The following is a 15,202-nucleotide window of genomic DNA, read 5'->3' as shown; positions in this document are numbered from 1 at the left end:
GATTGTCGTGGCAGTGTTGGCCGGTCGGGTCGCCGCAGTGTTTGCCTGTCGTCGCTCGGTTCCCGCCGCCGAGGGCAGCATGCTGGGCGCCCGGGTCGCCGGGACCCAGCCGGCGTGGGCGGTGCTGGCCTGGCTGGCGGTCCTGCTGGGCTTTTCGGTGTTGGCCGGTCCGCGGCCGTGGCAGGGGCCGGTTGCCGTGCTCGTCGGGGTAGGTTGCGGTGCGGCCTTGGCCGCGCACTGCGTACGCCGCTTCGGCGGCATCACCGGCGACGTGCTGGGCGCGACGATCGAGGTGACGACGACGGTGTGCGCGGTGGCACTGGCCGGGTTGGTCCGGTTGTAGCCGCCGCGCGTGACGTCGGCGGCTGGGCGAATACGGCCTAGTCCAGCCTGGACATCCAGCCGTGCGTGTCGGCGAAGGTGCCGCGCTGGATCCTGGTCAGGGTGTCACGCAGCGCCATTGTCACCTCGCCCGGTTCGCCGCCGGCGATGGTGAACTCGCTGTCACCGTATTTGACGCGCGAGACCGGCGTAATGACGGCGGCCGTGCCGCACGCGAAAACCTCGGTGATCTCGCCGGACGCGCTCTTCTTCTGCCACTCCGCCATGTCGATCTTGCGTTCCTCGACGGCGAATCCGGCGTCAATAGCCAACTGCAGCAAGGAATCTCGCGTGATGCCGGGTAGCAACGAGCCGGACAGCTCCGGGGTGACCAAGCGCGCCGACCCGCCGCTGCCGAGCACGAAGAACAGGTTCATGCCGCCCATCTCTTCGACGTAGCGGCGTTCGACCGCATCGAGCCACACCACCTGCTCGCAACCGTTTTCGGCCGCCTCGGCCTGAGCCAGCAGCGACGCGGCGTAGTTGCCGCCGAACTTGGCTGCCCCGGTTCCGCCCGGGCTGGCCCGCACGTACTCCGTCGATACCCAGACGGTGACGGGGTTGATGCCACCCTTGAAGTACGCTCCGGCCGGCGACGCGATCAGCAGGTAGCGGTACTGCTTGGCCGGCCGCACCCCCAGCCCCGGCTCGGTGGCGAAGATGAAGGGCCGCAGATACAGGGCGTCTTCCCCGCCGGCCTGGGGCACCCAAGCCTTGTCGACGGCGACGAGCTGACGCAGGGATTCGAGGAACACTTCGTCGGGAAGCTCGGGAATGGCCAGCCGGCGGGCCGATGAACGCAACCGCGCAGCGTTGGCCTCGGCGCGAAACGACACGATGGACCCATCCGCCCAGCGGTAGGCCTTGAGACCTTCGAACACCTCTTGCGCGTAGTGCAGCACGATCGCCGACGGGTCAAGCTCGATCGGTCCGTAGCCGATGACCCGCGCGTTGTGCCAACCCGAACCCTCGTCGTAGTCGATCGAGACCATGTGGTCGGTGTGGTATTTGCCGAAACCGGGCTCGCGCAGGATCGATTCACGTTCGGCGTCGGTCGCAGGATTTGTAGCCGCCGAAACCGTGAACTCTGACGAGCCGCTGGTCATGGGGCCGATTCTATATCCGGGCGCGAACGGTTTTCGCCACGCGCGAAAGCCGCCTCAGCGCGTCTTCAGCTCGACGAATGGGGGCCGCACCGCCTCGCACTCGACGGAACGGCCACGGACGTCGACGGTGACGTGCTGGCCGTCGTCGACGCCCGCAGCGGAATCGATCAGCGCCAGACCGATGCCGACCTGCAACGTCGGCGAGAACGTGCCCGACGTGGTGACGCCCACCGGAGCGCCCCCCGACAGCACCGTCAGCCCGGGACGCAGCACACCCCGGCCGACCATCCGCAGCCCGCGCAACAGGCGCCGGGGGCCGGCCGTTTTCTCCGCCAACAGCGCGTCGCGGCCGAAGAACGCGTCCTTCTTCCAGCCGACTGCCCAGCCACAGCGGGCCTGCAGCGGCGAGATATCGAGCGAAAGTTCCTGCCCGTGCAGCGGATAACCCATCTCGGTGCGCAGCGTGTCGCGGGCCCCCAAACCCGCGGGCTGCCCGCCCGCGTCAGAGACCGCCGCCACGAGCGCGTCGTACACGACGCCCGCGGACTCCCAGGGCGGCAGCAGCTCGTAGCCATGCTCGCCGGTGTACCCGGTCCGGCACACGCGCACCGGCACGCCCGAGTACGAGGCGTCCGCGTAGCCCATGTAGTCCATGCCCGCGGGCAGACCCAACGTGTCCAACACGTCGGTCGACCGCGGCCCCTGCACCGCCAAGACCGCGTAGTCGCGGTGCAGGTTGGTGATCGTCAGTCCGGCCGGCGCGGCCGCTTGCAACGCGGCGACCACCGCGGCGGTGTTGGCGGCGTTGGGCACCAGAAAGATCTCGTCGTCGTCGACGTAGTACGCGATCAGGTCGTCGATGACGCCGCCGGACTCGGTGCAGCACAACGTGTATTGGGCCTTGCCCGGTCCGATACGGCCGAGGTCGTTGGTGAGCGCGGAGTTGACGAACTGCGCCGCCCCAGGACCGCGGACCAGCGCCTTGCCGAGGTGGCTGACGTCGAACAGGCCGACCGCGTTGCGGGTGGCGTTGTGCTCGCTGACGGTTCCGGCGTACGACACCGGCATCAGCCAGCCGCCGAATTCGGCGAAACTTGCGCCCAGTTCGCGATGGCGGTCTTCCAGCGGTCCGTGCTGCAGGTCACTCACGGCGTCCCACCCTAGTGGCACACTTGGGAAGGTGTCGGATGCACTCGACTTCGAGGTCCTTCAGGCCGCCGGAATCGCGAACCCGCGCGAGCGGGCCGACCTGCTCAAGTACCTGGACGGGCTCGGCTTCACGGTCGACGAAATGGTGGAAGCAGAAGGTCGCGGCCGGCTGTTCGGCCTGGCGGGTGACGTCTTGCAATGGTCGGGGCGGCCGACCTACACCGTGCAGACCGCGGCCGAGGAACTCGGGTTATCGGCCGAGGACGTCGCGCATGCGTGGGCGCTGCTTGGCCTGACCGTCGCCGGCCTGGATGTCCCCGTGCTGAGCCAGGCCGACGTCGACGCGCTGAGGACATGGGTCGCGTTACGGGCGGTGGTCGGCGAGGACGGCGCCTCGGGCCTGCTGCGCCATCTCGGCGCGGCCATGGCCCGGCTAGCCGAGGCGGAGTCGGCAATAATCCGCGACGGGATGCCCGACATCCAGATGGAGCACACCCACGACGAGCTGGCCACCGCGCAGGCCTACCGCTCGGCATCCGAATTCGTGCCCCGACTGGGAGCCTTGATCGACACCGTGCACCGGCATCATCTGAGCAGCGCGCGAACGTATTTCGAGGGTCTGGTCACCGACTCGACGGCGGGTGTGACATGCGGCATCGGGTTTGCCGATCTCTCCGGCTTCACCGCGCTCACCCAGACGCTGACACCCGAGAAGCTGTCCCACCTGCTTACGGAGTTCGGCGCCGCCGTGGCGGACGTGGTGCACGCCGACGGCGGCCGGGTAGTGAAGTTCATCGGCGATGCCGTGCTGTGGGCAAGCCCGACGCCGGACAGGCTGGTACAGGCGGCGGTCGACCTCGTCGAACATCCCAAGGCCCAGGAGGCCGACCTGCAGGTCCGGGCCGGACTGGCATATGGCCCCGTGCTGGCTATCAATGGCGACTACTTCGGCAATACGGTCAACCTGGCCGCGCGGCTCGTGGCTGCCGCGGAGCCGGGCCAGATCCTGGCCGCGGCCGAGCTGCGTGGCAAACTGCCAAACTGGCGCGCCGTCGCGCGTGAGCCGTTGACGCTCAAGGGTTTTGACGCCCCGGTGACCGCCTATGATCTGCGCGGCGGGGGCGGTGACTAGGGTATTTGGGCGTGACCAACGAACCCGGCTACCAAAGTCCCACCGTAAACGTCGCCACCTCGCTGCCGAAGCGCGCCGCGGGTTCTTCGGTGTTGTTGCTGCCGGTGGTCTCGACCGGCGACGGCGATGAGGCCGACCGCCCCGGCGCGCTGGTCGTCGCGGCCGAGCCCTTCCTGGGCGCCGACGCGATCGCCGAAATCGAGACCGCCCTGAAGGCACTGGGCGCCACCGGCGGCAACGAGCAGGTGCACCGGCTGGTGGTGCCGGCGCTGCCGATGAGCAGCGTGCTGACGATCGGCCTGGGTAAGCCGCGCGACGAATGGCCGGCCGATATCGTCCGGCGCGCCGCCGGCGTGGCCGCGCGGTCGCTCGGCAACGCCGAGACGGTGATCACCACGCTGGCGGAGTTGCCCGGCGATGGTGTCTGTTCGGCCGTGGTCGAAGGACTGATCCTGGGCAGCTATCGATTCAGCGGGTTCCGCAGCGACAAGACCGCGCCGAAAGACAAAGGGCTGCGCAAGCTTACGGTGCTGGCCAGCGCACACGACGCTAGGAACGCGAAGAAAGAGGCGGCACACGGCGCGGCCGTGGCGACCGCGGTGGCAACCGCCCGCGACCTGGTCAACACGCCCCCGAGTCACCTGTACCCGGACGAATTCGCAAAGCGCGCAAAGGCTTTGGGCCAAGCCGTCGGACTCGAAGTCGAGGTGCTCGACGACAAGGCGTTGCAAAAGGGCGGCTACGGCGGGGTGATCGGCGTCGGGCAGGGTTCGTCGCGGCCGCCGCGGTTGGTCCGGCTGGTCCACCGGGGTTCGCGGCTGGCCAAAAACCCCAAGAAAGCGAAGAAAGTTGCGCTGGTCGGTAAGGGCGTCACCTTCGACACCGGCGGCATCTCGATCAAGCCCGCGGCATCAATGCACTACATGACCTCGGACATGGGCGGGGCCGCCGCGGTCATCGCGACCGTCGCCCTGGCCGCGCAGCTCGAGCTGCCGATCGACGTGATCGCCACGGTGCCGATGGCCGAGAACATGCCGTCGGCCACCGCGCAGCGTCCCGGCGACGTGCTGACCCAGTACGGCGGAATCACGGTCGAGGTGCTCAACACCGACGCCGAGGGCCGGCTCATCCTGGCCGACGCGATCGTGCGGGCCTGCGAGGACGCACCGGACTACCTGATCGAGACGTCGACGCTGACCGGCGCGCAGACCGTGGCGCTGGGCGCCCGCATCCCCGGCGTGATGGGCAGCGACGAATTCCGCGATCGGGTGGCCGAGATCTCGCAGCAGGTGGGCGAGAACGGCTGGCCGATGCCGCTGCCCGACGATCTCAAGGACGAGCTGAAGTCCACGGTGGCCGACCTGGCCAACATCAGCGGGCAACGCTTCGCCGGCATGCTGGTGGCCGGTGTGTTCCTGCGCGAATTCGTCGCCGACGGGGTGGCTTGGGCGCACATCGACGTGGCCGGGCCGGCGTACAACACCGGTGGCCCGTGGGGTTATTCGCCCAAGGGCGCTACCGGCGTGCCGACCCGTACGATGTTCGCGGTGCTCGAGGACATCGCCGAGAACGGATAACACCCGCGGCTACTTTGTCAGCAGCGCCGTCATCGCTCGCGCCAACTTGCGACGAGGCCAGCCGGTAACGCCGTCGGCAGCAAGTGCGGCGTCGGCCGCGTTGCGCCCACACGCACCGTGCACGGAGCCGCCCGGGGTGGCTGACGCACTGCCCAGGTAAAGCCGGTCGATCGGTGTTTCGGCGCGTCCCATTCCAGGCGCCGGCCGAAAGATGAGCATCTGCTGCAGTTGAGCGGTCCCCCCGTTGAGCGCACCCAGATGCAAATTGGCGTCACTGGCCTCCAAATCCGACGGACGTTGCACAAACCGGTTGATCACCCGGGAGCCGAAGCCGGGCGCGTGCTCCTCGATCACGTGATCCACCGACGCGGCGAGCCGTTCGGCCGACGCATCGTCAGTCACATTGCGCGGCAAATGCGTGTAAGCCCAGGCACTTTCCGTACCCGCCGGCGATCTGGTCGGATCCGCCGTGGTGGTTTGGCCCAACAGCATGAACGGACGTTCGGGCACGACTCGCGTGTTCAGGTCCGCCATCCACCGAATGAGCCCATGCCCGTCGGCACCGAGATGCACGGTGCCGGCGCCGCGCAGGCTTTCCGCTCGCCAGGGAATGGGGCTGTCCAACGCGTAGTTCACCTTCACCACGGGCGGATCCCAGATGTAATGCTCGAGTTGGCGAAGCAGGCTGGCGGGAACCGCATCCGCCGGCAACATTTCGCAGAACAGTCGCGGTGCCGTCACGTCGGCCACGACCGCGCGGCGGGTTCGCACCGTTCGCCCCGCTGCGGTGGTCACCCCGACGGCTCGACGGCCGCGCACTTGGATGCGCGCGACATCCTGGTCACACTCGATGCGGGCCCCGGCCGAGGATGCGCGGCTGACCAGGGCGGCGGTTAATTTCCCGGATCCACCGACGGGCACCGGCCAGCCGCAGTCTTGGCCGAGCATCGTCATCAGGAAGCCCATCGCGCCGCTCAACGGGGCGTCCGGTGGCACGTCCGCGTGCATCGCATTGCCGAGCATCAAGAGCCGCGGCGCCTCTCCCGCAAAAAGCTGTTGCACCATGGTGTTTGCGGGTTGCACCAGCAGATGGGCGAGCTCAATCGCCTCCGAAGTGCCCAGCTTGTGCAGCAGTCGCAGCAGCGGGCGCACCGGGGGAAACGGCGCCAGCATGGCTTCCAACAGCGGCGTTTTGATGTTGTTCCACAGTTGCACGACGCGCCACCAGTTTTCGCCGTCCGCCTGCTCTCGCCGCGCCAGCTCCGTTGCGGTGCGGGCCGGATCGCGATAAAGAATCGGCGGGTCGTCGTCTGTTCCGCTGCACGGGTGGCCGACCACCGCCGGCGCGTGCGACCACCGCAGTCCGTGGTCCTCGAGATGCAACGCCGCAATCGCCGGCGAAGCCGCCGTCATCGGATAAAACGAGCTGAACAGGTCGGTGACGTAACCCGGCGTCAGTTCCGCGCTGCGCACCGCGCCGCCCGGTTCAGGTTGCGCCTCGAGCACCAGAACGTCCCAACCCGCGTCGGCCAGCACCGAGGCCGCGACGAGCCCATTGTGGCCGGCGCCGATCACGACGGCGTCCACCGTCTCGTCGGCCATAGGCTAATTGACCTGACTTGGCTCAAAACGTTCGACAAGCGCGGCCAGCCGCCACAAACACTCGCGGTTCCGCGGGAAGACGGCAGCCAGCATCAGCCGATCGGGTATCAGGTTGATGGGTCCGCTCGCCGGAACCTCGATCATGTCGATGCGACAGCCATCGGGGATATCGGTGAGCCGCAGCGTTATTCGCGCGGTACCGAGCCGCCCGAGGCCCGCACGAAGAATGAGTTCTTCACCAGCGCTGCAGCTTTCGACCACCGTCTGGTCGCTGATCACCAACGGCCACACCCCGACCGAATGCTTGATGGCGGAGCCGGGTTGCGGCCAATTCGAGTCGACCGCGCGGGTTCGGCTATTGCCCACTACCCACTGCGCATACGTCCATCCGTCGGCCAGTGCATCCCAGACCTGCTGGCGCGCAGTGGTCACTTCGCGGGTCGCGGCCATTTCACTCGTCATTGGACATCCTTTCGCACGACATGATTCCTTCAGATACCCCGCTCGACGGGAACCATGCGCGTTTTGGACTGCGGTGCTCTGGCAAACCTGGCGGTTTAGGAATCCGCATAGTGGCTATCACCGGATACAACTTGGGTATTCGACGGGAGGTCAATAATGACTGTGCGACGCTTGATCATCGCGGTGGGTGCGGTGCTGCTGCTGGCCGGGCTCATCGGATTATTGATCCCGGTGTCGGTGTCCGATGGGAACGGCGGTTCCATCTCGTGCGGCAACGGTATTGCCTCGGACCTTTCCGCTGCCAAAGCCGCCAACGAGAAGAATGGCGGGAACATCCCGATCCTCAACCAGCTCGTGCCGCATACGGACTTCGTCGCCCAGTGCGAGTCGTCGGTGTCCAGCCGACGGGCGTGGTCCATACCGTTAACACTCGTCGGCGTTGTCGCCCTGGCCGCCCCGTTGGTGGCGCGACGTACTCGGTCGGCGCCGACCGGCTAGATCACCCGCATGCGCGCGGTGCTGCGCAGCGCCTGCGGCAGCACCCGCGAAACCCCGTAGAGTGCATAGGCTTCCGGAGCGACCGGCCGGATCGGCTTGTTCTTCTTGACCGCCGACACGATCGCGGCGGCCACCTTGTCGGGGCCGTAGTGGCGCAACGCGAACATCTTCTGCAGCTGCCCTTGCCGGCCTTCCACGCTGTCGTCCTTGCCCAGCGGCGCGTCGAACCGGGTGGCCTGAATGATGTTGGTGTTGATGACGCCGGGACAGATCGTGGTCAGGCCCACATCGGCGGCGTCCAGCTCGGCCCGCAGGCAGTCCGAGAACATGTACGTCGCCGCCTTGGACGTGCAGTAGGCGCTTAGGGACTGCAATGGCGCGTATGCGGCCATCGACGACACGTTGACGATGTGCCCGCCGGTGCCGCGGTCGACCAGACGCCGGCCAAAAGACCTGCAGCCGTTGACCACTCCGCCGAGATTGACGTCCAGCACGCGCTCCCACTGCTCGGCCGGGGTGTCCAGGAAGCTGCCCGCCTGGCCGATGCCGGCGTTGTTTACGACGATGTCGGGCAGGCCGTGTTGGGCGCAGATCCGCTCGGCGAATGCCTCGACGGCAGCACCGTCGGACACGTCGAGCACATAGGCGTGCGCGACGCCGCCGCGTGCGGCGATCTCTGCCGCCGTTTCTTTGACGGTGGCCTCGTCGATGTCGCTGATGACGATCTCGGCGCCCTCCCGCGCGAACGCGTAGGCGGTCTCGCGGCCGATACCGCTGCCCGCCCCGGTCACCGCCACCAGGGTGTCGCCGAAGTACTCGCGGGGCCGTCCGACCTGGGCGCGCAGCATCGCCCGGCTGAGCCGCTTGCCTTCGGACAGGTCGGCAAAGTCATGCACCGCGGCCGCCATCACCTGCGGGTGTGACATCGGCGAAAAATGGCCCGCCCTGATGTCGCGCCGCCACAGTCGCGGCACCCAGCGCGCAGTCACGTCGTACCCGTACGGCCGCACGTACTTGTCTCGGGTGTTGACGATCAGCTGCACCGGCACGTCGACAACGTGTGCCCCACGCCGGGAGAACGACCGAAAGTAGTTGGCGGGGTAGGTTTTCACCGAACGCGCCGCGTCTTTGGCCAGGTTGGCCGAGTGATGGATCTGATCGGCCGGGATGTTGTCGACCGCGTTGCGCCGCAGGGCGGGGATTGACAGAGTCAGCCGAAGGAAAAGAGGCGCCAGCACGGGTATCGAGAAGAACACCATGTAGCTGAACCGCAGTATCTGGCTGATCGCCCGCGCAAAGGTGCGCGGGCGCCATGGTTGGCGCAGGCCGGTGAAAATGTAGTCCATCAATTGGTCCTGGCTCGGGCCGGACACCGACGTGAACGACGCGACCCGGTCACCGGCACCCGGACGGGTGAGGTACTCCCAGATACCGACCGAACCCCAGTCGTGGGCCAGCACGTGGACCGGTTGCCCGGGGCTCAGCTCCGCGGTGACCGCGGCGAAGTCGTCGGCGAAGCGGGCCATGGTGTAGGCCGAGACGGGTTTGGGCGCCGATGACAGCCCGACACCGCGGTTGTCGTAGCGGATGATCCGGAACCGGTCGGCCAGCAGCGGAACGACCCCGTCCCACAACACGTGCGAGTCGGGAAAGCCGTGCACGAGCACGACGATCGGGCCCTCGGGATTGCCCTCCTCAAAGACCGCGATGCGAACACCGTCTGCGCTGTCGACGAACTGCTGGGTTTCCTGTTGTGCTGGCGGCATCGAACCTCCTTGTTCAGGGCCTCACCGTAGCAAGGACGCCGCAACCTGAATGCATGCCGACGACGGCGCAGTGACAGGATGGTTCGACATCCAGTTGGGTTCCCGCGCCGCACACCGGGGTGTGGTAAGCAAAGGTCGACCTGCGCAACGACGACCGTCGAGGAGTCAAACGAAATGGCCTTCTCAGTCCAGATGCCGGCACTTGGTGAGAGCGTCACCGAGGGGACGGTCACCCGCTGGCTCAAGCAAGAAGGCGACACGGTCGAGCTCGACGAGCCGCTTGTCGAGGTGTCGACCGACAAGGTCGATACCGAAATCCCGTCGCCGGCCGCCGGAGTGCTGACCAAGATCGTCGCGCAGGAGGACGACACCGTCGAGGTGGGCGGTGAGCTGGCTGTCATCGGTGACGCCGCAGAGGATGGCGGCCAGACCCAGTCCGAAGCCCAGCCCGACTCTCAGCCCGAAGCCCAGCCCGACTCGGAGAGCCAACCCGAAGCCGAACCCGAATCCGAGGCCCAGCCCGAACCCGAGGCCCAGCCCGAACCGGAACCAGAACGTGAACCCGCGGCGAGCGAACAACCCGATTCGGCGCCGGCCGCCGATGGCGACGCGACGCCGGTCCTGATGCCCGAGCTCGGCGAGTCGGTGGCCGAGGGCACCGTGACTCGCTGGCTGAAGAAAGTCGGAGATTCCGTACAGGTGGACGATGCCCTGGTGGAGGTGTCCACGGACAAGGTGGACACCGAGATCCCCTCGCCGGTGGCGGGCGTGCTGGTCAGCATCACCGCCGAAGAGGACGACACCGTCCCGGTCGGCGGCGAGTTGGCGAAGATAGGTTCCGGTGCCCAGGCCAAGCCCGACGCAAAACCTGAGCCCAAGCCAGAACCCAAGCCAGAACCCAAGCCCGAGTCCAAGCCAGAAGCCAAGGCAGAAGCCAAGCCCGAGCCCAAGGCAGAACCCGAGCCGAAGCCCGAACCCAAACCTGAGCCCGAACCCAAACCGGAACCCGAGCCGGAACCGGCGCAGGCCGCCCAGTCCGAGTCGGCGCAGGCCGCCCAGTCCGAGTCGGCGCCGGCCGCCAGCGACGGCACACCGTATGTAACGCCGCTGGTGCGAAAACTGGCCAGCGAGAACAGCATCGACCTCACCGAGGTGACCGGGACCGGTGTCGGCGGCCGCATCCGCAAGCAGGACGTCCTGGCCGCGGCCGAGAAGAAGCAGGAGGCCAAGCAGGCTCCGGCGGCTCCGGCGCCGTCCGCACCGCAGGCACCGGCCGCCAAGGCGCCCGCCCTGGCACACCTGCGCGGCACCACGCAGAAGGCCAGCCGGATCCGGCAGATCACCGCCAACAAGACGCGGGAATCACTGCAGGCCACGGCGCAGCTCACCCAAACCCACGAGGTCGACATGACCAAGATCGTGGCGTTGCGGGCAAAGGCCAAGGCGGCCTTCGCCGAACGCGAGGGCGTGAACCTGACCTTCCTGCCGTTCATCGCGCGCGCCGTGATCGACGCACTCAAGATCCACCCGAACATCAACGCCAGCTACAACGAGGACACCAAGGAGATCACCTACTACGACGCCGAGCACCTCGGCTTCGCCGTCGACACCGAACAGGGCCTGCTCTCCCCCGTCGTCCACAACGCCGGCGACCTGTCCCTGGCCGGTTTGGCCCGCGCGATTTCCGACATCGCGGGTCGTGCCCGGTCGGGCAATTTGAAGCCCGACGAGTTGTCCGGCGGCACCTTCACCATCACCAACATCGGCAGCCAGGGCGCGTTGTTCGACACCCCGATCCTGGTGCCCCCGCAGGCCGCCATGCTGGGCACCGGGGCGATCGTCAAACGGCCGCGGGTGGTGGTCGACGAGAGCGGCAACGAGTCGATCGGGGTCCGCTCGATCTCCTACTTCCCGCTGACCTACGACCATCGACTAGTCGACGGCGCCGACGCCGGACGTTTCCTCACCACCATCAAGCACCGGCTCGAAGAGGGAGCGTTCGAGGCCGATCTGGGGCTGTAGAAGGGTCTGAAAAGGACTTGGGAACGTGGCCAACGCCGTTATCGCGATCGCGGGTTCATCCGGCCTGATCGGCTCGGCTTTGACAGCGGCGCTGCGCGCCGCGGATCACCCGGTGCTTCGCATCGTGCGCCGCGCGCCGTCGAATTCCGAAGAGCTGCACTGGAATCCGGAAAGCGGTGAGTTCGACGTCGATGCGCTCGCGGAAGTCGATGCGGTGGTCAACCTATGCGGTGTCAATGTCGGCCAGCGTCGCTGGTCGGGCGCCTTTCAACAGAGCCTGCGCGACAGTCGCATCACGCCTACCGAGGTGTTGGCCGCCGCGGTGGCCGACGCCGGCGTCGAGACGCTGATCAACGCCAGCGCGGTGGGCTACTACGGAGACACCAGGGACCGCGTGGTCGACGAAAACGATGGGGCGGGAACGGGTTTCCTGGCTCAGCTGTGCGTGGACTGGGAGGCGGCCACGTTGCCGGCCCACTACGCCGGCACGCGTGTCGTGTTGGCCCGCACCGGCCTGGTGCTGGCCCCGGGGGGTGGCATGTTGCGCAGAATGCGGCCGCTGTTCACGTGCGGCCTCGGTGCTCGGCTGGGCAGCGGCCGCCAGTACATGTCGTGGATCAGCCTCGAGGACGAGATCCGCGCGCTGCTGTTCGCCATCGCGCATCCCGACCTGTCCGGCCCGGTCAACCTGACCGGACCGGCTCCGGTCACCAACGCGGAGTTCACCACCGCGTTCGGCCGCGCCGTCAATCGCCCGACCCCGTTGACGCTGCCCGGGTTCGCCCTCCGGACCGTGCTGGGCGAGTTCGCCGACGAAGGGCTGCTGATCGGTCAGCGCGCCATCCCCAGCGCCCTGGAGCAGACGGGTTTCCAGTTCCACCACAACACCATTGGCGAGGCCCTCGGCTACGCCACCGCCCGGCGCGATCAGGGCTGATCATGTATTTGATCACCGGCGCGGCGGGCGGAACCGGAGGCGTCAGTCGGCAGGTAGTCGAGGAGTTGCGGGGCCGCGGTGAACCAGTGCGCGCCTTGGTGCACCACGACGACGAGCGGGCCGACTCGCTGCGCGAACTCGAGGCCGAGGTGATGGTCGGCGACCTGACCGAGCCGCAGGACGTCGTCGACGCGATGGCCGGCGTCGACCGGATGTTCTTTTCCATGAGCGTGTCCCCCGACTACTTGAAGGCGACGGCGGTGGTATGCGCCGCGGCGTTGGAGTCGGGCCGCCTAGAGGTGCTGGTGAACATGTCGCAGATGACGGTTTCGCAGATGACACTGACGAGCACCGAAGAGTCTCGTCAGCATCGCCTGCACTGGCTCGCCGAGCGCGTCATGAACTGGTCGGGAGTGCCGGTCGTACATATCAGGCCGACGGTGTTTCTGGACAATCCGATCCTCACCAGGCTGGCGGTGCCGGCGTTGCGGGAACGAAACGCTTTGGTGCTGCCGTTCGCATCCGGCCGGACCTCACCGATCGCCGCCAGCGACGTCGCCCGCGTGGTCTGCGCGGTCCTGCTGGATCCGGCGGACCGCATCGGCGCCGTGTACGAGTTGACCGGCCCGACGAGTCTCGACATCGACGGATTGGCCGCCGAATATGCGCGCGGACTGCACCGGCCGATTGCCGGCGCCGACATCGCGCTGCACGCCTGGGTCGGGGAGGTGCTCAAGCCGCTCGGGCTGCCCCCGCATGTGGAACAACACCTCGCAACCATGGCCAGACTGCACGGCGAGGGTCGCTACGATCGGTCCACCGATGACGTCGAGCGGATAACGGGCCGGCAGGCATTGAGCGTCGGGGAGTACGTCGCGGCAAACCCGCAGCTGTTCTCCTAGGTCTCAGCACTGCACCGCGCTCCGGGGCCCGGGTACGGTAGCCAGCGTGAAGGGTTCCATCCGGACCAGCTCGGCCGCCGTCGAGGTGCACCAGCTCGGCAGCATCGACTATCGCGCCGCCTGGCAGCTGCAGCGCGACCTGGCCGACGCCCGGGTCGCCGGCGGCCCGGACACGCTGTTGCTGCTCGAGCACCCGGCCGTCTACACCGCGGGACGCCGCACCCAGCCGCACGAACGTCCGGTCGATGGCACCCCCGTGATAGAAACCGACCGCGGCGGCAAGATCACCTGGCATGGGCCGGGACAGTTGGTCGGCTACCCGATCATCGGACTGGCCGAACCGCTCGATGTAGTCAATTACGTTCGGCGCCTAGAGGAATCGTTGATCAAGGTGTGCGCCGACCTGGGCCTGGATGCGGGCCGGGTGGACGGCCGGTCCGGGGTGTGGGTGCCCGGGCGGCCCGCGCGCAAGATCGCCGCCATCGGCGTGCGGGTGTCGCGGGCGACCACGCTGCACGGGTTCGCGCTGAACTGCGACTGCGATTTGGCGGCCTACACCACGATCGTGCCGTGCGGTATCAACGATGCCGGGGTGACGTCGCTGTCGGCCGAACTCGGTCGCGCGGTCGCGGTCGACGAGGTCCGCCCGGCCGTCGCCGAGGCCGTCTGCGACGCCCTGGACGGCGTGCTGCCGGTGGGTGAGCACCCCGCCGCCCGCGTGGTGTCGGCTTAAACTGGTCCGCGTGACTGTCGCTCCGGAAGGCCGCAGACTGCTGCGCCTCGAGGTGCGCAACGCGCAAACCCCCATCGAACGCAAGCCGCCGTGGATCAAGGCGCGGGTCCGGATGGGACCGGAGTACACAGAACTCAAGAGCCTGGTCCGGCGCGAAGGTCTGCACACGGTCTGCGAGGAGGCCGGCTGTCCGAACATCTTCGAATGCTGGGAGGACCGCGAAGCCACCTTCCTGATCGGCGGCGACCAGTGCAACCGCCGCTGCGACTTCTGCCAGATCGACACCGGGAAGCCCGCCGCGCTGGACCGTGACGAGCCTCGGCGGGTCGCCCAGAGCGTGCAGACCATGGGGCTGCGCTATGCCACCGTCACCGGTGTCGCGCGCGACGACCTGCCCGACGGCGGCGCCTGGCTGTACGCCGAGACGGTGCGCGCCATCAAGAACCTCAACCCCTCCACGGGTGTCGAACTGCTGATCCCCGACTTCAACGGCCGGCCCGAGCGCCTCGCGGAAGTATTCGACGCGCGCCCAGAAGTGTTGGCGCACAACGTCGAAACCGTGCCGCGCATCTTCAAGCGGATCAGGCCCGCATTCACCTACGAACGCAGCCTGGGCGTGCTGACGTCGGCGCGCGACTGCGGGCTGGTCACCAAGAGCAACCTCATCCTGGGCATGGGCGAGACGCCTGACGAGGTGCGCGTCGCGCTGGCCGACCTGCGCGACGCCGGCTGTGACATCGTCACCATCACCCAATATCTTCGCCCGTCACCGCGGCACCACCCGGTGGAGCGCTGGGTGACACCCGAGGAGTTCGACGGATTCGCCCAGCACGCCGAACGGCTGGGCTTCGCGGGCGTATTGGCCGGACCGCTGGTGCGGTCGTCGTACCGGGCCGGCCGGCTGTATCAGCAGGCTCGCCTCACCCGGTGACTGC

At 67.8% G+C, this 15,202-nt stretch carries 14 protein-coding genes; 9 read left to right on the top strand and 5 right to left on the bottom strand.

Annotated elements, in window-relative coordinates; all coding sequences use genetic code 11:
• Positions 1-343, top strand: a 343-nt coding sequence (locus tag JO236_RS22335; RefSeq protein ID WP_293335788.1) for an adenosylcobinamide-GDP ribazoletransferase, incomplete at its 5' end; no start/stop codon positions are given.
• Positions 344-380: 37 nt separating this feature from the next.
• On the opposite strand, the gene JO236_RS22330 is transcribed toward JO236_RS22335, so the two are convergent.
• Complete coding sequence (locus JO236_RS22330) at positions 381-1,487, bottom strand: branched-chain amino acid aminotransferase (RefSeq protein WP_293335785.1); 1,107 nt, start codon at positions 1,485-1,487, stop codon at positions 381-383.
• A gap of 54 nt (positions 1,488-1,541) precedes the next feature.
• Positions 1,542-2,636 (bottom strand): glycine cleavage system aminomethyltransferase GcvT, encoded by a 1,095-nt coding sequence (gcvT, locus tag JO236_RS22325; protein WP_293335782.1) that lies wholly within the window; start codon positions 2,634-2,636, stop codon positions 1,542-1,544.
• A gap of 31 nt (positions 2,637-2,667) precedes the next feature.
• On the opposite strand from gcvT, the gene JO236_RS22320 reads away from it, so the two are divergent.
• Both JO236_RS22320 and JO236_RS22315 read left to right on the top strand, forming a co-directional pair.
• Entirely contained in the window at positions 2,668-3,768 is a 1,101-nt protein-coding gene (locus tag JO236_RS22320) for an adenylate/guanylate cyclase domain-containing protein (RefSeq protein WP_293335779.1), read from the top strand.
• 11 nt (positions 3,769-3,779) lie between these two features.
• Complete coding sequence (locus tag JO236_RS22315; protein WP_293335776.1) at positions 3,780-5,345, top strand: leucyl aminopeptidase; 1,566 nt, start codon at positions 3,780-3,782, stop codon at positions 5,343-5,345.
• A 9-nt stretch (positions 5,346-5,354) separates the two neighbouring features.
• Here JO236_RS22315 and JO236_RS22310 read toward each other — a convergent pair whose 3' ends face one another.
• Both JO236_RS22310 and JO236_RS22305 read right to left on the bottom strand, forming a co-directional pair.
• The gene (locus JO236_RS22310) at positions 5,355-6,947 is read right to left on the bottom strand and encodes a phytoene desaturase family protein (protein WP_293335773.1); all 1,593 of its coding nucleotides are present in this window, start codon (positions 6,945-6,947) and stop codon (positions 5,355-5,357) included.
• Positions 6,948-6,950: 3 nt separating this feature from the next.
• Complete coding sequence (locus JO236_RS22305; RefSeq protein ID WP_293335770.1) at positions 6,951-7,409, bottom strand: SRPBCC family protein; 459 nt, start codon at positions 7,407-7,409, stop codon at positions 6,951-6,953.
• Between the two features lie 156 nt (positions 7,410-7,565).
• Between JO236_RS22305 and JO236_RS22300 the strand changes: the two genes are divergently transcribed.
• Positions 7,566-7,907 carry an aminopeptidase gene (locus tag JO236_RS22300; RefSeq protein ID WP_293335767.1) on the top strand — a complete coding sequence of 114 codons (342 nt, stop codon included), beginning with the start codon at positions 7,566-7,568 and terminating at the stop codon, positions 7,905-7,907.
• On the opposite strand, the gene JO236_RS22295 is transcribed toward JO236_RS22300, so the two are convergent.
• Positions 7,904-9,673 (bottom strand): SDR family oxidoreductase, encoded by a 1,770-nt coding sequence (locus JO236_RS22295; protein ID WP_293335764.1) that lies wholly within the window; start codon positions 9,671-9,673, stop codon positions 7,904-7,906. The two genes, JO236_RS22300 and JO236_RS22295, sit on opposite strands and share 4 nt — an antisense overlap.
• Before the next feature lie 174 nt (positions 9,674-9,847).
• On the opposite strand from JO236_RS22295, the gene sucB reads away from it, so the two are divergent.
• Genes sucB through lipA form a run of 5 tightly spaced genes read left to right on the top strand, consistent with a single transcriptional unit; the run spans position 9,848 to position 15,198 of the window.
• The gene (sucB, locus tag JO236_RS22290; RefSeq protein WP_293335761.1) at positions 9,848-11,695 is read left to right on the top strand and encodes a 2-oxoglutarate dehydrogenase, E2 component, dihydrolipoamide succinyltransferase; all 1,848 of its coding nucleotides are present in this window, start codon (positions 9,848-9,850) and stop codon (positions 11,693-11,695) included.
• A 25-nt stretch (positions 11,696-11,720) separates the two neighbouring features.
• A complete protein-coding gene (locus tag JO236_RS22285) occupies positions 11,721-12,632 on the top strand; it encodes a TIGR01777 family oxidoreductase (RefSeq protein ID WP_293335758.1) in 912 nt (303 codons plus the stop codon).
• Between the two features lie 2 nt (positions 12,633-12,634).
• A complete protein-coding gene (locus tag JO236_RS22280) occupies positions 12,635-13,534 on the top strand; it encodes an NAD(P)H-binding protein (RefSeq protein WP_293335756.1) in 900 nt (299 codons plus the stop codon).
• Positions 13,535-13,580: 46 nt separating this feature from the next.
• Positions 13,581-14,267 carry a lipoyl(octanoyl) transferase LipB gene (lipB, locus tag JO236_RS22275; protein WP_293335754.1) on the top strand — a complete coding sequence of 229 codons (687 nt, stop codon included), beginning with the start codon at positions 13,581-13,583 and terminating at the stop codon, positions 14,265-14,267.
• 10 nt (positions 14,268-14,277) lie between these two features.
• Positions 14,278-15,198 (top strand): lipoyl synthase, encoded by a 921-nt coding sequence (gene lipA / locus JO236_RS22270; protein WP_293335751.1) that lies wholly within the window; start codon positions 14,278-14,280, stop codon positions 15,196-15,198.
• Positions 15,199-15,202 lie beyond the last annotated feature (4 nt).

The organism is Mycobacterium sp. (genome assembly GCF_019247635.1).
GTDB lineage: Bacteria > Actinomycetota > Actinomycetes > Mycobacteriales > Mycobacteriaceae > Mycobacterium.
Note: the sequence above shows the minus strand (reverse complement) of the source record. Positions and strands in the feature narration are given on the sequence as shown.